At 56.5% G+C, this 21,680-nt stretch carries 18 protein-coding genes and 1 pseudogene; 7 read left to right on the forward strand and 12 right to left on the reverse strand.

Annotated elements, in window-relative coordinates; translation table 11 throughout:
* Window positions 1-55 precede the first annotated feature (55 nt).
* On the forward strand, window positions 56-856 hold the full coding sequence (locus HUW52_RS26645; protein ID WP_016987005.1) for an IclR family transcriptional regulator: 801 nt from the start codon (window positions 56-58) through the stop codon (window positions 854-856).
* 18 nt (window positions 857-874) lie between these two features.
* Here the strand turns inward: HUW52_RS26645 and HUW52_RS26650 are convergent, their stop codons facing one another.
* The 4 genes from HUW52_RS26650 to HUW52_RS26665 all read right to left on the reverse strand — a co-directional run bounded on the left by HUW52_RS26650 (window position 875) and on the right by HUW52_RS26665 (window position 9,328).
* Window positions 875-3,268: a dermonecrotic toxin domain-containing protein gene (locus tag HUW52_RS26650; protein WP_175555317.1), complete on the reverse strand. Its 2,394-nt coding sequence runs from the start codon at window positions 3,266-3,268 to the stop codon at window positions 875-877.
* 181 nt (window positions 3,269-3,449) lie between these two features.
* Window positions 3,450-6,005 carry a LuxR C-terminal-related transcriptional regulator gene (locus HUW52_RS26655; RefSeq protein ID WP_175555318.1) on the reverse strand — a complete coding sequence of 852 codons (2,556 nt, stop codon included), beginning with the start codon at window positions 6,003-6,005 and terminating at the stop codon, window positions 3,450-3,452.
* Window positions 6,006-6,143: 138 nt separating this feature from the next.
* On the reverse strand, window positions 6,144-7,511 hold the full coding sequence (locus HUW52_RS26660) for a DUF1329 domain-containing protein (RefSeq protein ID WP_175555319.1): 1,368 nt from the start codon (window positions 7,509-7,511) through the stop codon (window positions 6,144-6,146).
* Window positions 7,512-7,534: 23 nt separating this feature from the next.
* Window positions 7,535-9,328 carry a DUF1302 domain-containing protein gene (locus HUW52_RS26665; protein ID WP_175555320.1) on the reverse strand — a complete coding sequence of 598 codons (1,794 nt, stop codon included), beginning with the start codon at window positions 9,326-9,328 and terminating at the stop codon, window positions 7,535-7,537.
* A gap of 705 nt (window positions 9,329-10,033) precedes the next feature.
* Between HUW52_RS26665 and HUW52_RS26670 the strand changes: the two genes are divergently transcribed.
* On the forward strand, window positions 10,034-12,451 hold the full coding sequence (locus tag HUW52_RS26670) for an S-type pyocin domain-containing protein (protein WP_256667870.1): 2,418 nt from the start codon (window positions 10,034-10,036) through the stop codon (window positions 12,449-12,451).
* A complete protein-coding gene (locus HUW52_RS26675) occupies window positions 12,451-12,711 on the forward strand; it encodes a hypothetical protein (RefSeq protein ID WP_150792367.1) in 261 nt (86 codons plus the stop codon). Before HUW52_RS26670 ends, HUW52_RS26675 begins: the two co-directional genes overlap by 1 nt.
* A gap of 42 nt (window positions 12,712-12,753) precedes the next feature.
* Here the strand turns inward: HUW52_RS26675 and HUW52_RS26680 are convergent.
* Window positions 12,754-12,855, reverse strand: a pseudogene (locus tag HUW52_RS26680) (serine/threonine protein kinase); the annotation flags it as partial.
* 318 nt (window positions 12,856-13,173) lie between these two features.
* On the opposite strand from HUW52_RS26680, the gene HUW52_RS30535 reads away from it, so the two are divergent.
* Window positions 13,174-13,797: a hypothetical protein gene (locus HUW52_RS30535; RefSeq protein WP_256667871.1), complete on the forward strand. Its 624-nt coding sequence runs from the start codon at window positions 13,174-13,176 to the stop codon at window positions 13,795-13,797.
* A 48-nt stretch (window positions 13,798-13,845) separates the two neighbouring features.
* On the opposite strand, the gene HUW52_RS26690 is transcribed toward HUW52_RS30535, so the two are convergent.
* From HUW52_RS26690 to HUW52_RS26710, 5 genes are all read right to left on the reverse strand, one after another.
* On the reverse strand, window positions 13,846-14,757 hold the full coding sequence (locus HUW52_RS26690) for an SDR family oxidoreductase (RefSeq protein ID WP_175555321.1): 912 nt from the start codon (window positions 14,755-14,757) through the stop codon (window positions 13,846-13,848).
* A gap of 217 nt (window positions 14,758-14,974) precedes the next feature.
* On the reverse strand, window positions 14,975-15,877 hold the full coding sequence (locus tag HUW52_RS26695) for an alpha/beta fold hydrolase (protein WP_016987014.1): 903 nt from the start codon (window positions 15,875-15,877) through the stop codon (window positions 14,975-14,977).
* Window positions 15,877-16,659: a class II aldolase/adducin family protein gene (locus tag HUW52_RS26700; protein ID WP_016987015.1), complete on the reverse strand. Its 783-nt coding sequence runs from the start codon at window positions 16,657-16,659 to the stop codon at window positions 15,877-15,879. The genes HUW52_RS26695 and HUW52_RS26700 overlap by 1 nt, the downstream gene beginning before the upstream one ends.
* A gap of 131 nt (window positions 16,660-16,790) precedes the next feature.
* Window positions 16,791-17,477 carry an LrgB family protein gene (locus HUW52_RS26705; RefSeq protein WP_007914240.1) on the reverse strand — a complete coding sequence of 229 codons (687 nt, stop codon included), beginning with the start codon at window positions 17,475-17,477 and terminating at the stop codon, window positions 16,791-16,793.
* The gene (locus HUW52_RS26710; protein ID WP_016987016.1) at window positions 17,467-17,853 is read right to left on the reverse strand and encodes a CidA/LrgA family protein; all 387 of its coding nucleotides are present in this window, start codon (window positions 17,851-17,853) and stop codon (window positions 17,467-17,469) included. The genes HUW52_RS26705 and HUW52_RS26710 overlap by 11 nt, the downstream gene beginning before the upstream one ends.
* Before the next feature lie 95 nt (window positions 17,854-17,948).
* On the opposite strand from HUW52_RS26710, the gene HUW52_RS26715 reads away from it, so the two are divergent.
* Window positions 17,949-18,836 carry a LysR family transcriptional regulator gene (locus HUW52_RS26715; protein ID WP_175555322.1) on the forward strand — a complete coding sequence of 296 codons (888 nt, stop codon included), beginning with the start codon at window positions 17,949-17,951 and terminating at the stop codon, window positions 18,834-18,836.
* On the opposite strand, the gene HUW52_RS26720 is transcribed toward HUW52_RS26715, so the two are convergent.
* On the reverse strand, window positions 18,826-19,281 hold the full coding sequence (locus tag HUW52_RS26720) for a flavodoxin (RefSeq protein WP_016987017.1): 456 nt from the start codon (window positions 19,279-19,281) through the stop codon (window positions 18,826-18,828). The two genes, HUW52_RS26715 and HUW52_RS26720, sit on opposite strands and share 11 nt — an antisense overlap.
* Window positions 19,282-19,434: 153 nt before the next feature.
* Here HUW52_RS26720 and HUW52_RS26725 point away from each other — a divergent pair, with 153 nt between their 5' ends.
* Together HUW52_RS26725 and HUW52_RS26730 are read left to right on the forward strand one after the other, a co-directional pair.
* Window positions 19,435-19,911, forward strand: coding sequence for a PAS domain-containing protein (locus HUW52_RS26725; RefSeq protein WP_016987018.1), 477 nt, complete (start codon window positions 19,435-19,437; stop codon window positions 19,909-19,911).
* A 54-nt stretch (window positions 19,912-19,965) separates the two neighbouring features.
* Window positions 19,966-20,571, forward strand: coding sequence for a hypothetical protein (locus HUW52_RS26730; RefSeq protein WP_016987019.1), 606 nt, complete (start codon window positions 19,966-19,968; stop codon window positions 20,569-20,571).
* A 3-nt stretch (window positions 20,572-20,574) separates the two neighbouring features.
* Here the strand turns inward: HUW52_RS26730 and HUW52_RS26735 are convergent, their stop codons facing one another.
* Window positions 20,575-21,534: a MerR family transcriptional regulator gene (locus HUW52_RS26735; RefSeq protein WP_026000739.1), complete on the reverse strand. Its 960-nt coding sequence runs from the start codon at window positions 21,532-21,534 to the stop codon at window positions 20,575-20,577.
* Window positions 21,535-21,680: the final 146 nt, after the last annotated feature.

Genomic DNA, 21,680 nt, shown 5'->3' on the forward strand with positions numbered 1-21,680 from the left:
GCTATCCAGCGTCAAGCTATAAAGACGCCCATTCGTTTCGGAACCCGGCCGCACCATGGAAAAAACCAGCGACAGCAACGGCAAACAGAAAGTCCGCTCCGCCGAAGTCGGCACCGACATCCTCAAGGCCCTGGCCGAGTTGTCGCCGTCGACTTCGTTGTCGCGGTTGGCCGAACATGTGCAGATGCCGGCGAGCAAGGTCCACCGCTATCTGCAGGCGCTGATCGCTTCGGGTTTTGCCGAGCAGAACGCCGCCACCAACCATTACGGCCTCGGCCGCGAAGCGCTACGCGTTGGCCTTGCCGCCCTAAACAGTATGGACGTACTGAAAGTCGCCGCCCTGCCGCTAGCCGAACTACGCGACGAACTCAACGAAACCTGCTTTCTGGCGGTGTGGGGCAATCAGGGCGCAACCGTTGTGCACATCGAACCGGCGGTGCGCGCAGTGACGGTGGTGACGCAACTGGGTTCAGTGCTGCCGCTGCTCAGCTCATCGACCGGGCTGGTATTCAGCGCCTATCTGCCGCATCGGGAAACCGACGATTTGCGCGAACTGGAAATCGCCGCTGTCGATCATCCTTTGAAGGACGAAAAAGCCTACGCGACGCTGTGTGAACAGATCCGCGAACGCGGTCTGCATCATGTGCATGGTTTGCTGATGCCGGGTGTGGATGCGTTGTCCGCACCGGTATTCAACGCCGTCGGCCAGGTCGCAGCGGTGCTGACCATCGTTGGCCCGACCTCGCTGTTCCACGCCGACGAAAACGGCCCGGCGGCGCAGCGGTTGCTGGCTGCGACGCGGGCCGTGAGTTGGCGGATGGGATTTGATGCGGACAGCCCTCCTGACGTCCGCTAGTCAGCACCTAGTCATGGCTTACAGCAAGACGGTTTTGCTGTCGCTCGCAGGTTCCTCTGCAAGGATATCTTCCAGCAATTCCTGGAAGCGCTCGTAGCCGAGTTTTTGACCAGTTGCCGAAGCAACTAGCCCGACAATGGTCTTGCTGTCACCCATTAATTGAATCAGGGTTTTCTGCGCTTTGGTCGCCTCCTTGCCGCCGGGAACCAGCGAATACAGATCGAGCAAGGCATCCTTGAAATTGTCGAACGCCGTGGCCCGGTCGCCATATCGGTAAGCTTCGGCGCCGTCCAGTACGTTCTTGGTGATCTGCACGACGGTGAGGGCCACGCCTACCGGTGGGATTACCAGACTGATCGCGCTTGCCGCCAAAACCGCAGAATCATAAGCCAGCTTGCCAATGATTTCGCTGAGACTGGTGGTTTGCGCGTCGACATCGGAAATAATTCGTTCAATGCGCTGGTTATAGCTCGAGCGCAGCGACAGCACTCGGCTGTTCAACTCAAGCACCGGAAGTTTTTCAGCGATATTGGTGAACTCGACATTGTTGATGAAAGTTCCCATGATCCGCTGATCCACATACTTCACTCGCTTATAGAAGTATTGGCCCAAGCCATTCTCCCTGATCGACTCAAAGAGCTGACTCAACGGGCGAAAATTCACACCGTCGGGGGCGTTTGGCGTGTAGAGAATCTCATTGATCTTGCCATTATTTATCAGCCTGAAAACATACACCCCTTCAACCAGGCACCTCTTCACATGAAAATTGAATACTGCACTGTACGTGACATTTGAAACTGCCTCACCGTAAGGGGGAAAAGATGAAGAAGTCGGCTTATTAAAGCCCTCAACCAGCGCAAATAGTTGTCCACTCACGTCATGGGAAATCTCACCAGAGAAATAACTGGACTGCACTGCACGGTACATTTCCGCATATTGAATCTTAAAATGAGCTTCTCGCTTGAGCTGATAATCTGGATGCTGCAGATTCAAGTATTCAGCCCGCAACATTGCAATGTATTTTTCTCCCGGGCGCAAAGTCCTTGACCAACTCGACACCTGACGTATGTCCAAATTACGCAATTGTGGATGCTTGACGCCCACAGACAACCGAGGGTAGGCACCAATAACGCTGCCACCACGCTCTTGAACATAAAAAGGCGTTTCCTTAATGATAAGCTGTGTGAGAGTAACTTTCTCCTTCTCACTTAACTCAATAAAAATCTCGTCCGGATTTACCTTTACGTTTTCCCCAAAGGTTTTCAATAGTTCTTCAATACGTTGTTTTATCAGGTCGTAACAGAATCGCTCATAGGTAATGACACCCGCTTCGCGCGTTCCGAGGGTGTAGAGCGCCTTCAGGTCGGTACTCAACCGAGCGAAAACCTGACGTGCCTCCCCGGCTGCATTTCGATAGGCCGCCGGATGCACGAGATCTTCCTGGGCCTCATCCCATGCGATCTGATGAAACAGCGGCTCGGCGAGAATCCCTTCAGGCGCGTTTGACCATTCGGTAAACGTTGCGCCTTTCCAGGCGCTGGGGAGTTGCCTCAGCGCTGCCATATACTTTGCCAACACCGCCCTCTGTGCAGGATGCGCCTGCGAGGACAGGTAGGCCAGCCCCTGATCAGTACGCCCCCAACCGGCCACCTGGAACTCAAGTTCGCGTATATTGGGAAATTCATACCAGTCGCGTCCCCCTGGCGATCCCGGCGCGAACAAGACACAGCTTCCAAATGGATTGGCCTTCTCCCGGAAGACCATCAGATCCCGGAAATTGACGCGATACCCCGTCATCACGAAGGCAGACGCTGAAATATTTTGATCTGTGCGCATAAAGCGCTCGACCATCGCCACACTTGGTTGCTTGATATGTCCCTGCAAGGTTGCCGCAAACATGCTGTAAGTGATGCGCGCGCCCAGCACTTCGATCAAGGCGATTTGCAGGTCGTAGCCATTAACAGCTTTACGCCGTACATTCCGAAAGTCAGAGCGAATATCACTGTTAGAGAGCCAGTTTTCCACATGCGCAGAAGTCAACCCTGCCGGCACCGGGCCTTCGAAAGTCATATCGTAACGATTGTCACGATCATGCAGACCAAACAGAGCAAGTTCCACGAGCGTGCGTTTGTCTTCTTGAACAAGTTCACGCTGGGCAACTTTGATTGTATAGCGGCACGTCACCTTCACTTGCTCAGGCTCGATCGAGACACCCCGCGCACTATTGGCCCACTCTTTAATCCGGAAAGACGCATAGGCTTTTAAAGATGCCGCCTTACCGAGCAAGCGATCACGCTGGCTCTCCAGTTCAATCAGTTGTTGCATTAAATCATCGTGCCGCTTCAGCTCTTGCTGGCTGACGCGCGACAACCATACCGGCCGAATAACTGCAGACTTAATTAAATCACTCATATTCAGTTCCTTTGTTTTCCCGCACTAAAAAAATGACATCAGGTCACTTTTCGAATGCAACAAAGTTATCGAACACGCACCATCATTAAAACCAGAGAGACGTTACCTTAGATTTTAAAAAGTCATAAAACATCTCCGGAAAAAATCCGGACAGATAAGTACCACTCCATCTGCAACCAACTCAATGCAGATCCAGCCCCAACAATTTCGCACTCGCAACCGCTTGCGTCCGACGTTTTACACCCAACTTCCCATGTATCCGTCTCGCATGAGTTTTTACCGTATGCAAAGAGATATACAGTTGATCGGCAATTTGTTGATTGGAATATCCTTTGGCAATCAGGCACAACACTTCTAACTCTCGCTGACTGAGCAAAGCGCTATGAGTCAATGTCTCGGCACCGGGTGCTTCAACAACTTTTCCCAGCAAACCCAACAGGCTCGGCTGACGCAACTTCAATTCATGCAGTGACTGATGTAGCCCATGCTGGCTGACCCGTTCAAGCCCCTGTCGCAAGTGCTGGCGCGCGCCAGCATGATCACCCAGCGAAAAGGCGGCTTCTGCCAACGCCAGACGCACATCGGTTTCCAGCGAGATCATTTTGCATCGTTGCGCCGTTTCAAGCAGGCGCCCAAGGTCGACCATCGGGTCGCAAGCCATACCTGAACCCACCTGGGCAAGGACCAACAGGTATTCAACCCGCGGAATCAGCTCAAGTGTCGCCGGCGGTGCCTGTAATGCCGCAGAGCCTTGATAATGCCGTAGCAATCGCGTCATTGCCTCGCATGCCAGTTCGGCACGTCCTTGCTGCAACCAGAACAGGCTGCTGACCTGTAACACCACTCCCCGATAAACCGTGTCTGGAATCTGCCGTTGCTGCATCAGTCGCTCGGCATCACGCAACCATACGAACGCAGCGTCGTAATCGGTCTGGTTGGCGGCCAGTTGCGCCATTCCCAGGTAGCCGTAAAGAACACGCTTGTCACCGTTACGTTTGCAATCCTCCAGTCCGGATTTGAAGAACGCTGCTGCCGATGCCTCCTGACCCTGACTCAACGCGAGACGCCCTCGACGTAACGCTACCCTGCCCTTGAGCGGCGTCAGCCGATTCGGTTGTCGGGCGAGCAAATCATCAACACCGGCCAAAAGGCTTTCGGCGCGAGACGCCGCGCCGCGTTGTTCAAGTAATTGCGCATGATCAAGCTCAAGCAGCGCTTCGAAAACCAGCGAACCGTGCGCCCGAGCCAGGCACAAGCCTTGTCGGTTGAGTGCATGGGCCACGTCGAGTTGCCCTCGCAAGAGCGCTTGCTGCGTCAACCCGGACAGACACATCACCCGCGCGATCCAATTGTCGCAATCAAGAGCCTCCAATGCCTGCGAGAAGTGTCCATGGGCGCAATCCATCCGCCCTTCCAGATGACCTGACCAGCCACTCAGCGTTTGCCAGCGGGCGATCAATTGCTGCTCAAGCGCCGCCGAGGGCTGCGGCATGAAATGTGAGAGGTGGGCGATGCACCGCGCCGCCTGCTCGAAACGACCGGCAAACAGCAACGCAGCGGTGATCAGCCCGACCAATTGAGGGGTGCCCATCGTCAGTTCTTCACCCTTGCACTCATGCAGCTGCAACAGCAGCGCTACCGTCTGCTCCTCAAACAGGTGCTCGAAATTGAAGTGTTGTAAAAGGCTGACCGCCGTTTCGAACTCCTCGGCAAGCAAGGCTTGTTCAAACGCTGAACGCCAGTCCTGCCTGACCGCAAACCACTGGCACGCCCGGCGATGCCACGAGCGGGCGGCAGGCCAGTGTTCGTCCTGCATCACCCGTGATAGGGGTGGGAAAACCTGTAACCAGTCGGCGGAGTCCCGCCAAGGTTCGATAAAACATCCAAGAACTTGCAGTAACCGCAGGCTCTGCGCCCCCTCCCCGACACCGAACAAGTGCTCACACAGCTCAGCATTGAAGCGCGGCAGATTCGCCAGCACCCGCCAGACTTCTGCCAACTCCGGCGTCAGACCGCTGAACAGTTCGTGCTGCAGATAATCAAGCAACGTATCAACCCGTTGCTGCGACTGGATGCTGTGCGACCAGTCGCACTTTTGCAGCAACGCCATACGCACGCCGGCGCACCAGCCACCGGTGCGATGAACGATCCGCCCAGCCACACTGGCCACCTGCTCGGCTGACAAATGTTTCAACGCCTGGGCAATCTCGTCTTGGGTCAGCGCCAGCGTCGCGCTCTCGCATTCATACAATTCGTCGTCCAGCAGCAACCTTGGCCAATTGCATTGTGGGCGTCGACGCGTACCGATCCACCAGATCAACGCAGGGCTGCTGAGGGCCAGCAAGCGGTCCAGCAGCGCATCGAGTGCCGGGGCCGGTAGCCGACAGTAATCATCGATAAACAGCCAGGTGGGTGTCGACCAGCAGGCCAAAGCAGCAATCAACTGTGCCTCATCCATTTCTGCCAACCCCAACGCATGACCAAGCCGCCGACAGAGTTCCTCGCTGCTCAAACACGCGCCCATCAATGGCAGCCAGTGCAGCAGACAATGCGCCGGCGCCTGTGCCAGGCACTCAACGAGCAACGCACTTTTGCCACTGCCGGCCGGCGCACAGATCAGCCTGATCCGTGCGACCGATGTCAGCAGAGGGTCACTCAATCGAGGGCGAGGTTGATGATGGGAAGAAAGTCTGGGCAAGAATCCGGGGCGATCCAGACAGGCAGTCATGGCGGTCATCGGGTGAGCCTTTTTATCGTTGTGCCTTCACCCTAGCCCTCTCCTCTGTACTTGTTGACGAGTATTCAGCGCGCTGATTGGCAGCCATAAAAAAGGCGACCGAGCGGTCGCCTTTTGTCCACTGATGTATCAGAACCGTTACCGCACCCCCTCTGCACGCAAGGCCGCTGGCGTGTAGTCGGCAGCCTTGGCTTCAAAGCCGAATTCGTAACTGTGCTTCTCTTCGTTCTTCATCCCCAAGGCAATGTAGCGGCCGGCAATGATGTCGTAGAGCGCTTCGAGTGTGTATGCCTGTGCCTGATGCTCGTAGTGATATTCAGAGTGGCCTTCGGCTACGCGCCAGAGTTGACCGCGACCGTCGTAGTGGTCAGCCAGTGCAACCTGCCAACTGTCCTCGTCGATATACATGTGGCGTTTGGCGTAGATATGCCGCTCATTCGGTTTGACGGTGCCGATCACTTCCCAGACCCGGTGTAACTCATAGCGCGTCAGGTCCTGATTGATGTGCCCGGCCTTGACGATGTCGTCGTACTTGAGCTTCGGCGAATCGAGTTTGTAGCTGTTGTACGGGATGTACATTTCCTTCTTGCCGACCAGTTTCCAGTCGTATCGATCCGGTGCGCCGGAGAACATGTCGAAGTTATCCGAGGTACGCAGGCCATCGGCGGCGGTGCCCGGACCGTCATAGGCTACTTGCGGCGCACGACGCACGCGGCGCTGACCGGCGTTGTAGATCCACGCCAGGCGCGGTTCCTTCACCTGATCGAGGGTCTCGTGTACCAGCAATACGTTACCGGCCAGACGCGCTGGCGCAGTCACCGACTGCTTGAAGAAGGTCAGCACGTTGGCGGCTTTTTCCGGGTCGATATCCTTGATCAGTTGCGGCACGGCGATCTCTTCTTCGAAGCGGATCGGCGTGTAGCTGCCGTTGGTCTGCGGGGTGACCTGGGTGATGATGCGTTTGACGTTGCCGCCGTGATAACGGGTGATGTGGTTCCACAACACCTCGACGCCGTTCTTCGGAATCGGGAACGCGTAATAGCGATTGCCGGTGAAATTGGCCAGGCCGTTACCGTCGTTGATCGTGGTGACATTGAGCGCACTGCGCTTGGCCGATTCGTAGATTTCCGCCGGTGCGGCCACCGTACGGTGCGTCGGGTAAACCGGGATCTTGTAAGTTTCCGGGTAACGTTTGAACATCGCCACCTGGCCGTCGGAGAGCTTGTCCTTGTACTTGTCGACGTTGGCCGCGGTGATGGTGAACAACGGTTTTTCATTGGCGAACGGGTCAGCGAGAAAGCCTTTGCTGTCCACCGCGGCGGCATTTTTCGGGATGCCGCCGGTCCATGCCGGGATAGAGCCATCGGCGTTACCGGCTTTCTCGGCACCCAGCGGGGTCAGGCTGGTGCCGAGTTTGCTGGCCTCTTCCGGCGACACCGCCGCCATTACGTTGGCCGCCAGCAGACTCAGGGCCAGCACGCCACATTGCAGAATTTTTTTGCGCATTGCAGTTATCCTTCTCGGGCAGATCAGAAGTTCACGCCGAAGCTCAGGGCCACGAAGTCACGGTCTTCGAGGACGTTGTAGTCACCACCGAAAAAGTCGGTGTAACTGAGGCTCGCGGTGTAGGTGTTGCGGTAGTCGGCATCGACGCCGACGCTGATTGCTTTCGCGCCTTCGTTGAACAGGCCGTTGGGGCCGTAACCGGCGACGTCATGCGACCACGACAGGTTGGGTTTGAGGTTGATCCCGCCGATCACGTTGGCGTAATCGAGGATCGCCCGGGCGCGGTAGCCCCACGAGGTCGAGGTGACGAAACCATCAGTGTCGCCGCCGAAACCGGACTGCCCGTAAACCGAATCGCGGCCATAACGCAGCTTGTCGCGCGACTCCAGGCCGCCGACCCGCACCACTGCGGCTTCACCGACCAGGGTCAAACGTTGAGCCCCCCAGACCTGATCGAAAAAGTGCGTGAGCGTGCTCTGGATTTGCGTGACTTCTTTGCGCCGATAACCCTTGTTGTCCGCTCCCGGTGACGTCGAGAGTGGCGACGCCGTGCCGCCCGCAATCGGGTTGAGCAACGCCAGTGTCAGGTCGTTGGTGTTGACCTGCACCGGGGCATTCGGCCGGTAGCTGATCTCGCCGGTCCATGCGGTGCCGGTCGGTAATGTGGTGGAGAAACTCGCGCCGTACAGGCGAATGTCTTCCGGATACTCAAGGTAGTACTGGCCGCGCCCGAGCATCACGCTCTGCGCCAGACCGGAACCGCTGCCGGGGGCGAGGCCATTGGCGATACCGACCATGCCCGGCAATGCTGCCAACGTCGAAAGACCGGCTGTGGTAGTGCCTACCGTCGGCGTGCGGCTGTGGTAGTTCATGAAGTAGAGACCGTACTCAGTGTCATCACCGAGCCAGCGCAACGCCGTCCCCCACTGCCCGGAATCCCGCGCATCGCGGTCGCCGCTACGCGGGATCACCACGCCTTCGCGAGTCACCTGAATGCCTTGGCCAAAAGCCTGGGTCAGCGGCACAAACGGTGCAATTGCCGGGTTGCCGACGGTGTAGCCGTTGTTGCAACCGTCCGCCGCCACATCGACACCGAAGAAGGTGCCGCAGTTGTCGAGAACAGTCTGATCCCATTCCAGTTGATAGAAACCTTCGACGGTCAATTGATCGGTCAGGCCTTGCGAGCCAAACAGCATGTTGACCGGAATCAGACCTTCCTTGATCTCCGCTCCGGGGCGACGAAACGCTGAGACGTCGATCGGGTTGATGCTGTTGATCGAGTTACCGATGAAGGTACTTTCGCCCCAGCTCACCACCTGTTTGCCCGCACGTACGGTGCCCGGCAGATCGGCGATGGAATAGTTGTGATAGACGAATGCATCGAGAATTTGTGCGCCGGAAGATTTCGCCCCTTCCTTGCGGCCGCTGTCGCTGATCGGCTTGAACTCGCGGTCCTCGTCCTTGAGTTCGAAGTCGTACCAGTATTTGCCGCGCACAAACACGCCGGTATCGCCGTACTTCAGTTCGAGGTCGTGAATGCCTTTGACGATTTTCGAGAAGGTCTCGCCCTTCTTGAAGTTCAGGCGCCCGTCATCACCGGTCGAGGATTGCCCGGTACCACCGTTGACCGTACCGACCAGCGATCTGTCGGCATCACGCATGCCCCAACTCGCGCCGACCGACAGCGACGAGTCGAAGGTGCCTTCAATCTCGCCAATGTTGAACGCGACCGCTTGCGCCTGGGCGCAGCAACCCAAAGCCACCGCGGCTGCCAGCGCCTGCGGTGTGAAGATGGCGCGCATTGTTGTTTTTGTCATGCGTCTTCCCCGGTGAGTGACAGAAGGCCCCACCCTACTGCCGGGCAACCGCGTCGATAAGCGCACCAAGGAGGTATTCGTGTTGTCGCTCGAAAGGATGAATGGCCTTGCGCGGCGGAACTTTGCGCCGTTCATGGATCGGCTGGATGGCGGATCATCAGTCCAGTGCATGGTGCACATCGGATCACGGGACTGTTGCATGCCCCGCAACAGTGCATGTCCGGAATCGGTATTTTTCCTACGCGCTCAAGACCTTATTCTGAACGCGCTTTCACGGGACACGCCGCAAAGCACGAAGCAGAGGCCTTTGAGAACTCAGGCCATTGCTGACAGATTTCAGATAAATCGAAGACTTCGGTTTATCGCCCCGGTGTTCACTGACGTTGATTTGTAGCTCCTTGATCCAACGTCTTACCTTGGCCGCTGCGTTTGCAGCGGCCTTTTTTATGCCTGCTGGAAAGTGAGCGGACTCGTCTTACAGCTTTGCTCAATCCCTGTCGGAAATTTCTTTTTACACAAAAGAATTCTGCTGGCGAAGTTATCCGCCTTCGAAAGCTCCCACACAACAACATCTAGTTACTTACGGTCTTCTCAGACTCGTTAACAGCAACTCTGCTGTAACTTGAAACCCATCAATTCGTCGCAACTGTCATCACTACTGATTGGCAATTGGTAACTATCAAGCACATTCAAAAGGACATGAATATGCAGAATCCTCCACCCTTTGTATTAACGGAAGCTGTTCATACGACAGCAGAAGCTCCGCCAGGGATGCCAATAATTCAAGCTATCATCACGGCCATTCCGGGCGGAGGGATGTTCAACTCTCCCAACGCCACCCGGGCCAATGCCCATGAATTTAATGCCCACACACTACAAATCAGTGGCGAATTCCGGACTCGGACAGAGCAACTGCCAGGGCTAATTGAACAGGAGTTGGCAGCGACACGACTGGAAGGCACGCCCCATCCACTTCCTCCCGCAGAAGCGATCATTCGAGAGCTGGGAGTACGCCAGTTATTAATCTCAAGGAAAACAGCTGAATTTCAGCAAAAAACTGCACTGGCCAATCAGTTCTTTGGCGAAGATCCACTGAGCAAGAACTTTCATGACTATCACGTAAAAGTAAGCCGCAATAGAAGAGACTATCTGCTGGGGATTGTTAACGCCTGGGTCGTTTCATACAGAGCCGCGCACGAAGCAAAATTGCTGGCGCAATCAATCCAGATGCTTAACCAGCAGCAGGTCAACGTACAGAACTGGCTGGCCGCCGTTCAGACAAATGATCAGGCGCAAGCACAAGCGGCGGCAGATGCTCAGCGAGTAGCGGCAGAACGTGCACGGATTGCCCAAGAACAGCAACGTCAAAGAGAACTCGCCGAAGCCGCGCGCCTGGAGCAAGCAAGACTTGCGGCTCTGGCAGAGACTCAGCGCTTGGCTGAAGAACGTGCCCGCATCGCAGCCGAGCAACAACGCCAGAGTGACATTGCCGACGCCGCCCGTCTTGAACAGGAACAGGTCCGCGTACGGGAACAGGCGCGAATCGCCGCGCTAGCTGAGAAACAGCGTCAGGACGCCCATCTGGCGCGCCTGGCTAGCGAAGTGGCTCGCATCAACGCTGAAGCTGAAGCTCAGGAAAAAAAACGCGTCGCGACACTGAAAGCAGCATTGGCAGAAGCGCAATTCAACATGGAAGCGGCTGCACAGGCGTTCGCTGCGGAACAGGCTCGTCTTAACGCTGAAATGGAACAGCGTATCGAGGCTATTCAAAGTCAGGTTCTAGCAGAGGAGCAAAGCCTGGAAATTCGTCGCAAGGTGATCGAGACCGCGACTAACGTTGCCAAAAGACAAGCGCAACTGGCGACGCTGAAAATCCAGCAACAACACGAAAACCAACGACATCTGCATGAGCTTCAAGCGGTTTCCAAACAAGAGGAGGAAGCCCTAAAGCAGCAACGTCAACCGCCAGAAATTCAACAGGTTTACCCTGCCTCAGGTGTTGTGGCTTCCACCAGACCGCACTTCTCCTTCTCCTCGACAGCCATTCGTCTTCCTTCCTCGGCAGCATCGGCAATTCTTGATTCGCTGAGGGTGGGATTACTGACCGTGAAAGCGGCAGCCGCTGCGCTGATCAGCGGTCCGGTATTGGTAGGTTTCGCGGCGCTGCTGATGCCTTCACGTCTGGGCAATGGCGAGCGCTTTTCCATGAGCGTGCCGCTTGCCGAGTTGTCGTCGGAGTCTGCACAGACACTGCGTGAAACAGCCGATCGGCAAGGCACGCTGGAGCTGCCTGTGGGCTTGGGCGTAAGGCGGCTCGGGGCTGGCGCGGAAATCTTCGTCGCCACAAGCGATGACTTCCATATCCGCTCGAGTGTGCTGGTTCTGAATGCGGCCTATGACTTGCTGAATGATGTTTATGAAGTAGCGCTGCCAGATTCGCCGACGGACTTTCTAACCTGGACGCCCGCTATCTCGCCGGGTGACAGCTCGACTGAGTCGCCCATGTTAGATACCGACTCCCCTGCGTATACGGGCGCTCCGATTGTTCCGATTGAAGGACGGCTGGACCTGAATCCGATTCTGGTCGAAGGCTGGGAACGATTCATCATCGTGTTTCCCGATGACTCGGGGATTGCGCCGCTTTATGTGGTGTTTAGCAGTCCGTACGGGGGTGTCGAGGACGGAGAACACAGCGGGCGAGATTTCAACCCCGAAGAAACAGGGTTACCGGTTACAAGCTCGGACTGGGCACCGTCCATCATCGCAAAAAACGGAATTAATATCGTGAGGCTACACACTTCAAAGTTCCCCGATTCTGATGCGAATAAAATAATGATCGATCGCCTAGAACGAATTTTTCGAGGAGAACTAGAGGTAACCGATACCGACAAACGCTTCTACACTCATGAGATCAGAGAGTTCGAAAGGCTTAAAGCCTTGGGATGTGGGGACACGGAAATGCCCGACAAAGACTCTTCCGTATGGAACAACGTCCACACTGCAACACTGGAGGATTACAAGCTTAAAGATGATCCAACGTTGTTATATACGCCAGAGGCGCTGGAAGCTGCCAGGCGGCAAGAAGAGCGTGAGTACCAGAAGTTGCTTAAGGAGATGTGGTAATGAATACCATTGAACAAATTGTAAAAAATGAACCATTGGATGACATCGTGACCGTATTTTCACTGTTCAAACCAAACCCGCACCTAGACATGATGATCAGACAATACAACCGAGATTTGATCAGTCAATATGGAGCCCTTGAGGGTGCCTACACTCGACTCATTGCGTCTGGAGTACTGGCACACGGAGATAAAGGCTTAGCTATTAAAGGCCCCAACTGGAAGGCTCCAAAATTCATGACCGAAAAACGATACGTTTAATGGTTTGTTGGCCGCCAAGCCCGAGCTTGGTGGCCTCACCCCTTAAAGCGAATACTTCTGCAAATTCGCCATCTTCTCTTTCAGCGCCTCAATGTTGCCTTTCGGATGCGCCGCACCTTCGAAATCACAAATCTGCTGCCAATGTTTCGGATAAATTATTGCGCAGCCATGCACTAACGGTGATTTGTCGCTCCTTGATCCAACGTCTTACCTTGGCCGCTGCGTTTGCAGCGGCCTTTTTTGCGCGCCGTTTTACCCATGCCATCTGCATCAGCGGGAAAATCCCCTATTGTTGTAGGAAATCTCCTTTTTTATCTTCTAATGCCAAGCTATCAAACCGCCTTCCACATTATTCATACAACCAAGCAGGTCATTACTGACGATCGATGCAGATTTTTCCGTTCGAAAGCTGATGTAGGTTAATTGCTCCGCAAAACCGAAAATTCGCAGTGAGTAAAACGAATGTTGGAGCAAAGTTTTGTTGAGGTCGCAGAAACAAAAATTGAAGGAAAAGGGTCTGCAGCCAACCTCATCATGATCAAGCGTCTTGACGCCATACTGGAGCGCAAGCTCGAGATGACCGATACCGATCGACGGTTCTATGCCTATTCACTTCGAATGATGGAGCGATTCAGAGCGATGGGATTCGCCGACGACTACATTCCCAAAAGTAATCCGTCCCTTTGGAATAACCTCCATACGGCCACACTTGAAGACTTCAAACTGAGCGACGATGAGTCATTACGCTATACCGACGAGGCCATCGACGCGGCGAAAAAACAGGAGCGGGAAGCATTTGAATGCGTCAGCGGATGCAAGAGTTCGATTGCAAAACTCGAACAAGCTGTCAGGCAAGAAAATCTCAGAGACTTGTTATCAGTTTTGGCTATCGGTTTGGCATTTCCCTCAATCGACACACTGTTCGGGCGTTATCGATTTGAAGTCATCGCGCGCGGTGAATTGTGGAGAACTTATGAGGAATTATTTCATGAGGGTGTATTGGCTGAGGGCAATGTGGCTGTCGCCATTGCGGGTCCAAACTGGAGAATCCCGGAATTCATGATTGATAAACGGTACAAGGAATAATGGAACGAGCCTCGCCGCATCGAGAACGCAGCGAGGCTCAAACGTCCCTTAAACCGAATACTTCTGCAAATTCGCCATCATTTCCTTCAGCGCCTCGATATTGTCCTTCGGATGCGCCGCCCCTTCGAAATCGCAAATCTGTTGCCAGTGCGCCGCCACGTCTTCCGGCGAGAAACCCACGCGTGGGTCGAAGCCGGCGCCGAGGCTGCGTTCCCAGCGCACCTTGCCCATCCAGCCGCCACCCACTTCGAACAACCCGGAAGTCTCCTGGCATTGCTCGCTGGCCAGATACACCACCAGCGGACTGACCAGCTCCGGCTTCAATTGCTCGAACACTTGCGGCGGGATCAGGCCTTCGGTCATGCGCGTGCCGCCGGTTGGCGCGATGGCATTGACGAGAATGTTGTTCTTGCGACCTTCGATGGCCAGGGTGCGGGTCAATCCATACAGGCCCAGTTTGGCCATGCCGTAGTTGGACTGGCCGAAGTTGCCGTAGATGCCCGAGGTCGAGGCGGTGAAGATTACCCGGCCGTAGTTTTGCTCGCGCAGGTGCGGCCATGCGGCGCGGGTGACTTTGTAGGCGCCTTCGACGTGGACGCGGTAAACCAGATCCCAGTCGGCGTCGTCCATCTTGTGAAAGGTCTTGTCGCGCAGGATCCCGGCGTTGTTGACGACGACGTCGACACGGCCGAAGGCATCGAGGGCGTTCTGCACCAGTTTGTCACCGTCGGTGACCGAGTCGTGGTTGGCTTCGGCAATGCCGCCAGCTTCGCGGATTTCCGCCACCACGCGGTCGGCGGCGGAGGCATTGGCGCCCTCGCCCTGGGTCGAGCCGCCGAGGTCGTTGACCAGCACTTTGGCGCCTTGCCTGGCAAACAGCAATGCATGGGCGCGTCCGAGGCCACCACCGGCTCCGGTGACGATGACGACTTTATCTTCGAAACGCACAGACTCATTCATCGCAGCAACTCCAGCAGGCCAGTATTGATCCTGAGTGTCAGGTACAGGGCTTTTGGTCACAACGAATACGGCTGAGGCTGAATGGTGTGCAATAAGGTTGGGGGATGATGAGGGTGTCAAAGAAACAAAAGATCAAAAGATCAAAAGATCGCAGCCTTCGGCAGCTCCTACATTGGATTTGTGTAGGAGCTGCCGAAGGCTGCGATCTTTTGATCCTTCAGGAGCAGGCCACTTTGCGCGGTGGCAGCACGAAGCGTTCGCGAAACGCCAGATAGTGCTTGAGTACCTGCACTGGCGCTTCGGTCTGCGGATAGTGGCCGATGCCCGGCAACAACACCGTGTCCGCGTCGGGAATCAATTCGCGGTAACGCTCGACCATGTGCGCCCCGGAAATCGGATCGACCTCGCCATCGATCACCCGCAACGGAATTTCACCGCGCTGCATCGCCATCACCCAGCGATCACGCTGCACGCGGCGTTCGGGAATGTAGCTGATCAACTTGTGCATGATCCGTGGCCCGCGATTGCTGTCGACCAGGCTCCAGAAATCGTCCAGCTCACTTTCAGTCGGCCGGGTCTGCGGGCCAAAGATCTGCCGGAAGCTTTTCACCAGCGCATCGCGCGTGAACGCGCGGCCAATCATCCAGCCCAGCGGACTGAGCAGCAGTTTCTGCATCAGCACCGGACGGTGGGTTTCCGGGAACAATCCGCCGTTGAGAAACACACAACTGGCCACTTCGATCTGGTCTTCGTAGTGCCGGGCGAGCAGTTCCTGCGCAACGCTGTCACCGTAATCATGCGCAAGCACATGCACCGGTTGCTCGACCTGCAAATGCGCGAGCAAGGCCTGTTGCAGATCAGCCTGTTCCAGCAGGCTGTAGCTGTGATTGAGCGGTTTGGCCGAATCGCCAAAGCCGAGCATGTCACAGGCAATCACGCGATAACGCTGGGCCAGCGGCTGCCACAGGTAATGCCAATCCCAACTAGCGGTCGGAAAGCCATGGATCAGCAGCAACGGCTCACCCTGCCCCGCTGTCCAGTAACGAATCGGCTGGCCACGAAAGACGAACGTCTGGCTGCGTTTGCGCCAGACACACAGAGGAATCTCGGCAAGAGGCATTAGAGTTTATATCCGGGGTCTTGTTTATCGAGTTTGCGCAGCAACGCCGGCCAGGCCAGCGCACCACCCATGCCTCGAGCACTTTTAGTGACGCCGGCGATCATCGCTTTGGCGCCTGCCAGAATTTGCGGTTCGATGGCGATGAGTTCAGCCCCGCCGGTTTGCGCCATGACCTGAATGTCGCAGGCGCGCTGGAAGGTGAACATCATCAGAAAAGTGTCGGCGATGGTGCCTCCACAGGTCAGCAGACCGTGGTTGTGCAGCATCAGGAAATTGCTCTCGCCGAGGTCGGCCTGCAAACGGGCCTTTTCTTCGTGGTTCAGCGCCACGCCTTCATAGGCGTGATACGCCAGGCTCGACAGCACGAACAGCGATTGCTGGCTGATCGGCAACACGCCCTGCTTTTGCGCCGACACTGCGACACCGGAAGCGGTGTGCGTATGCAGCACACAAACCACGTCGTGTCGCACTTCGTGCACGGCGCTATGGATGGTGTAGCCGGCGGGGTTGATCTCGTAGGGGCTGTCCATGAGTTTGTTGCCGGCCTGATCGACCTTCACCAGGCTAGAGGCGGTGATCTCATGAAACATCAGACCGAACGGGTTGATCAGGAAGTCTTCGGTGCCCGGCACCTTGGCGGAAATATGAGTGAAGATCAGATCGTCCCAGCCATGCAGCGCGACCAGACGATAACAGGCGGCGAGATCGACACGGGTCTGCCACTCGGCGGCGCTGACCTGGTCTTTGACATTAAGGGACGATTGGACGGGGGCTACGCTCACTGTATGCACCTCTGCGTTCTTATTGTTCTGCACGTGACAGCAGTCTAGTCAGGTGCAGGCAATCGCGTAGTTGCATTGGCAGCCAGCTTGATGACTGACCGGGTCAGCGATGCAAACAGCTTGGATCCATGTCAAAGCAACGACGCCAACAAAGGTGCAGCGAATAGATTCAGCAAACCGGTCAGCACCATCACCAGCCCGGCGACTGAGCCTTCTTCGCCGCCCACTTCATGGGCCCGGCTGACCCCGGCACCGTGCGCGCCAACCCCGAACAATGCACCGCGCGCCAAGGCGCTGCGCAATGGCAACCACTTCAACAACACGCCGCCGAGCATCGCGCCAAACACACCGGTGAACATCACGAAGACTGCGGTCAACTCCGGCACGCCTCCCAGGTTCTGCGCCAGCGGCATGGCGAACGGTGTGGTGATCGAGCGCGGCACCAGTGACATCGTCACCGAGCTGTCGAGCGCCAGCGCCCTGGCCAGTCCGAACGAGGTGCCGATCGATGCGGCACTACCGGCAACCATGCCGAGCAGGAGTGCCGACCAGTGCCGCATCAACAAACGGCGTTGCTGCCAGATCGGCACGGCGAAAGCCACGGTGACCGGGCCGAGCACCAGCATCAGCCAGTGGGTGTTGCTGGAATATTCGGCATAGGCGGTGTGCAGCGGCACGGCGAGCGCCAGCAGCAACGCCGGCACCAGAATCAACGGTGACAAGACGTAGCGTCCGGTGCGCCGATACAACCAGCGGCTGAACAGATACGCCAACAGGGTGAAAGCCAGCCAAAACATCGGCATCCATTCAAGCTTCATGGGAACGCCTCATGCGCACCGCAAGCTCGACGGTGAACGCCGTGACTAACATCACCATCAAGGTGCTGGCGGCGATCACCAACAGAATCCGCCAGCCGTCATTGCGCAACAGCGCGCCGTAGTCGAGCAGACTCATCAGCGCCGGAATAAAGAACAACAACATCTCGGCCATCAGCAGTCCCGCGCCCAATTGCAGCGCTGCCGGTTTGACCCATCCAAAGGCAAATGCCAGCAGCAACAGCGCCATACCGATGACGCCGCCGGGGATTGGCCACGCCAGCCAGGCCGCCAGTTGGCAGCCGAACAGGTAGAGACCGAGCAACACGGCGAGTTCGACGACTAAACGAGAAAGGTACTTGAGGGGGACGACGTTCATGATTTTGCTCCTGACATGCGCTTATTTTACGAAGCGCACAGCCATCTCCGAAGCGAATTGTTAGACTCAAAGCCATTCCAAAACGGAATCAGGTAATGGAATTCAAACAGCTGCGAAGTTTTGTCGAAGTCATGCATCAGGGCGGTTTCACCCAGGCCGCAAAAACCCTGCATATCAGTCAATCAGCGGTCAGCAAACAGATCGCGCAACTGGAGCAGAGCCTCGGCACGCCATTGCTTGAACGGCTCGGTTCGCAATTGCGCCTGACCGCCGCTGGCAGCGTCGTGCTGCAACGGGCCGAGGGCATGCTGCGGTTGCGCAACGAGTTGCTCGCGGAACTGGACGACCTCAGTCATATGGCCCGTGGAGAGCTGCGACTCGGCTTGCCACTACTCGGCAGCGACGCGCTGTTCGCCGGACTGTTTGCCGAATACCGGCGGCGCTATCCGAATATCAGCGTGCAATTGCTGGAGGGCGGCAGTCGCAATATCGAGCAGGCAGTGTTGAGCGGGGAACTGGAATTGGGCGGCAGTCTGTTGCCAAGGGATCCGCAATTCGACTGTCAGCTGTTTTGCGATGAGCCACTCGACGCCCTGCTGCCGGTGGATCATCCGCTGGCCGAGCGGGGTGAGATCGGTCTGCAAGAATTGGCCGAGACGCCCTTTCTGCTCTATCAGCGCAGCTTCGTACTCAACGACCGCTTGCTGCAGGCGTGCCAGCAACTGGGCTTTACCCCGCAGGAAGGTGGACGCAGCGGGCAGGCCGATTTTCTTGCGGCGCTGGTGGCCGCCGGGCAAGGCGTGGTGCTGTTGCCCAGCGTGGTCGCACGGGGCCTGGTAAGGCCAGGCGTGGTCCGCCTGACCTTGCGCGCGCCGGATTATCTGCGTTGGGATATCGCCTTCATCTGGCGTCGCGGCGCGTATCTGTCGAAAGCGGCGCAGGCATGGCTGGCGCTGTTGCGCGAGCGCGGAATCAGCCCTTGAGCGCGTCGATAAACTGTACCAGCCAAGGCTCGGCATCGGTTTCCGGGGTGACGCTTTCGCTGGCGTCGATGCGCAGCATCTCTTGCACTTCGCGCACGCCGAGTTCGCCGAACAGTTCACGCATTTGCTCGCCACCGCCGCAGAAGGTGTCGCCATAACTGGCGTCGCCCAGGGCAATCACTGCACCCGGCAAACCGAGCAGTTGCGCTGGCAGCTGGTCGCGAATCGCCGAATACAGCGGTTGCAGGTTGTCGGGCAATTCGCCCATGCCGGTGGTCGAGGTCACCGCGAGCAACGCTTCGGGGCCGAACGCCTGGATGTCGGCGAGGTTGGCGCGCGAGTTGTAGAAGGTTTCAATGCCAGCGTCTTTCAACAGGTTCTGGGCGTGGCGGGCGACTTCTTCGGCGGTGCCGTAGACCGAACCGGAGAGGATGGCGACTTTCATCAATCTGATCCTGAAACTGGAAAAAAGAGCGGCGATAGTAACAGCCTCCAGCGCAAAGCTGCGATTGGATCTCAATTGGCGGTAATGGCCAGTAGACAGCGCCTACGGTTCTTCTAGAATGCGTGCCACTGACAACTCTGAAAGGATTCAAAGATGATCAACGCCAGCCTGCTGCAAATGGTAATCAACGCGTCGAACGACGGGATCGTGGTCGCCGAAAAGGAAGGTGAACAGAACGATATCCTGATCTATGTGAACCCGGCCTTTGAACGACTGACCGGCTACACCAGCGAGGAAATCCTCTATCAGGACTGCCGCTTTCTGCAGTCTGGAGACCGAGATCAGGACAGCCTGAAACTGATTCGCGAGACGCTGGATAACGGCGGATCGTGCCGGGAAATCCTGCGCAACTATCGCAAGGACGGCACACCGTTCTGGAATGAACTGTCGCTTTCAACGGTGAAAAACGCCGATGACGGGCAGACTTATTTCGTTGGCGTGCAGAAGGACGTCACCGTTCAGGTCAAGGCTCAGCAGCGCGTGGCGCAGCTTGAAGCTCAAGTCGCAGCCCTTGAAGCAGAACTGGCTGCACTGAAAGCGACAAACGGTCAAAACAAAATCGCGAACTAAGTGTCATTAACTACAATCACCAATGACTTTGTAACTATATCTTTCGAGTTAGCCATGCAGCGCGACGCCCTACTCACTCAGGATGAGCTGGATTTCATCCAGACCATGCAGCACAACCCGCAATTGAACGTGCGGGATGCGACGTCGAGTCTGCTGGTTAACGGCGGTTCGCAGATTCGTGATTTGCTCACGCGGCTGGCCGCTCACGAGCAGGTGACCATTCAGGCCAACTTCGAAAATCAACAAATGACCTTCCCGCTGCATCTGGTGGAAGACGAGTTTCACGCGTTGCATCTGCGCCTCGGCGTGCCGAGCATTTATGAGGACGGCCCGATGGTGCGGCCATGGCGATTGACTCTCGAAGAGCCAGTAGCCCTGGAGAACGCCAAAGGTCAGCCGGGCACGTTGTGGGTCCACGAGGTTTCGCACAAGGGTGTGCTATTGGAAGTGCGCAACAAGACCAAACCACCCAAGCACTTCGCGCTGTGGTTCAGCCCTTCGGGATACGAACGGATTTCATTGCGCGGCAATTTCGAACGGGAAACCGAAAGTGGTTTCTATGCCTACGAACTGAGCCAGACCGACACCGACGAAACCGAGCGTCTGCGCCAGTTCATCCTGCAGCAACATCGCCTGACGCATCCTGCGCTTCACACCTGAGGTTCAGGTATCCAGCTTCCCGGCCATAAATTGCAGCATGCGCTGACGCATGTTCGCCCCTTCATTGCCCAGACACGCTACAGAAGATCCGGCCAGGCTGTCCTGCGCCAGATCTGAAGCGTTGCCCGCCAGCATCAACTGACAATCGAGACTCAATGCCAGCCGGTTCAAACGCCGAGGCAATTCGGCGCTGGGCGCGTGATTGGAAAACAGGACGAGTGCGTCAGGTTTGATTTTTTCGCAAACCAACGTCAGCTCATCGAACGGCTGACCGGTGGTCAGCACTCGAACACCAGAATTGCTGTCGCTGAGAAACAGCGCCGCCACCAGCAACTCCAGCTCTCGACATTGCCCGGCCAGCGCGCTGACGATCACCCGGCGCGGTTGCGTGCCGCGCAGCATGACAATCCGTTGCAACACCCGCGCCCGCAGGAATCCATCGAAGAACAGCCACTCGCTGGTTTGCCCGAACGCCTCCTGGCGCTGCAACAATTGCAGCCACAGCGGCATGAGGATGTCCTGAAACACCACCGGCAATGAGTAAGAAGAGAAAATCTGACCATATACACGGTCCAGTTGCTGATCATCGAATGCGCTGACCGCCTGCTGGATCTGTTCCTGCCACTGCAGATAATCAGCCTGCACCAGATCATCGGAGATGATGTGCGCCAGCACTTTCTTCGGTTCGGTCTTGGCGAGGATCTTGCCGACTTTGCTCACGGCGACACCGCGATCAATCCAGTCAACAATGCTGCGCACGCGCTCGATATCGGTCATCGAATAGAGCCGATGCCCACTTTCGGTGCGTGTCGGCTGAATCAAACCATAGCGCCGCTCCCATGCGCGCAAGGTCACCGGGTTTACACCGGTAAGGCGCGCGACCTCACGGATCGGGAACAGATCAGCGCGCTCGAGCGCAACAGAGGCCTGCGTAGCGGGGCTTGCGTCCGTGATGACAGGCATATGGCGTTCAACTTCCATGTCGGTTCAATTGGATCCCATTCTAACGCTTATGCCCTAATTGGGTTCAAGTGGTGAAATGCGACGAAAGTCGCTGGTTTAATCGTGAAAAACCGGAATAATCCTTGCTTGTTGAAAAACGCAGGCCT

This window comes from Pseudomonas sp. 43A, from assembly GCF_013363935.1.
Classification (GTDB): Bacteria; Pseudomonadota; Gammaproteobacteria; order Pseudomonadales; family Pseudomonadaceae; genus Aquipseudomonas; species Aquipseudomonas crudilactis.

Bases quoted from the DNA above. Each gene is read 5' to 3' on its own strand.
- HUW52_RS30535 (WP_256667871.1), top strand. From the start codon at position 13,174: ATGTTGGAGCAAAGTTTTGTTGAGGTCGCAGAAACAAAAATTGAAGGA.
- HUW52_RS26650 (WP_175555317.1), bottom strand. From the start codon at position 3,268: ATGAGTGATTTAATTAAGTCTGCAGTTATTCGGCCGGTATGGTTGTCG.
- HUW52_RS26730 (WP_016987019.1), top strand. From the start codon at position 19,966: ATGCAGCGCGACGCCCTACTCACTCAGGATGAGCTGGATTTCATCCAG.
- HUW52_RS26665 (WP_175555320.1), bottom strand. From the start codon at position 9,328: ATGACAAAAACAACAATGCGCGCCATCTTCACACCGCAGGCGCTGGCA.
- HUW52_RS26690 (WP_175555321.1), bottom strand. From the start codon at position 14,757: ATGAATGAGTCTGTGCGTTTCGAAGATAAAGTCGTCATCGTCACCGGA.
- HUW52_RS26720 (WP_016987017.1), bottom strand. From the start codon at position 19,281: ATGAAAGTCGCCATCCTCTCCGGTTCGGTCTACGGCACCGCCGAAGAA.
- HUW52_RS26670 (WP_256667870.1), top strand. From the start codon at position 10,034: ATGCAGAATCCTCCACCCTTTGTATTAACGGAAGCTGTTCATACGACA.
- HUW52_RS26675 (WP_150792367.1), top strand. From the start codon at position 12,451: ATGAATACCATTGAACAAATTGTAAAAAATGAACCATTGGATGACATC.
- HUW52_RS26660 (WP_175555319.1), bottom strand. From the start codon at position 7,511: ATGCGCAAAAAAATTCTGCAATGTGGCGTGCTGGCCCTGAGTCTGCTG.
- HUW52_RS26655 (WP_175555318.1), bottom strand. From the start codon at position 6,005: ATGACCGCCATGACTGCCTGTCTGGATCGCCCCGGATTCTTGCCCAGA.
- HUW52_RS26645 (WP_016987005.1), top strand. From the start codon at position 56: ATGGAAAAAACCAGCGACAGCAACGGCAAACAGAAAGTCCGCTCCGCC.
- HUW52_RS26710 (WP_016987016.1), bottom strand. From the start codon at position 17,853: ATGAACGTCGTCCCCCTCAAGTACCTTTCTCGTTTAGTCGTCGAACTC.
- HUW52_RS26725 (WP_016987018.1), top strand. From the start codon at position 19,435: ATGATCAACGCCAGCCTGCTGCAAATGGTAATCAACGCGTCGAACGAC.
- HUW52_RS26715 (WP_175555322.1), top strand. From the start codon at position 17,949: ATGGAATTCAAACAGCTGCGAAGTTTTGTCGAAGTCATGCATCAGGGC.
- HUW52_RS26735 (WP_026000739.1), bottom strand. From the start codon at position 21,534: ATGCCTGTCATCACGGACGCAAGCCCCGCTACGCAGGCCTCTGTTGCG.
- HUW52_RS26705 (WP_007914240.1), bottom strand. From the start codon at position 17,477: ATGAAGCTTGAATGGATGCCGATGTTTTGGCTGGCTTTCACCCTGTTG.
- HUW52_RS26695 (WP_016987014.1), bottom strand. From the start codon at position 15,877: ATGCCTCTTGCCGAGATTCCTCTGTGTGTCTGGCGCAAACGCAGCCAG.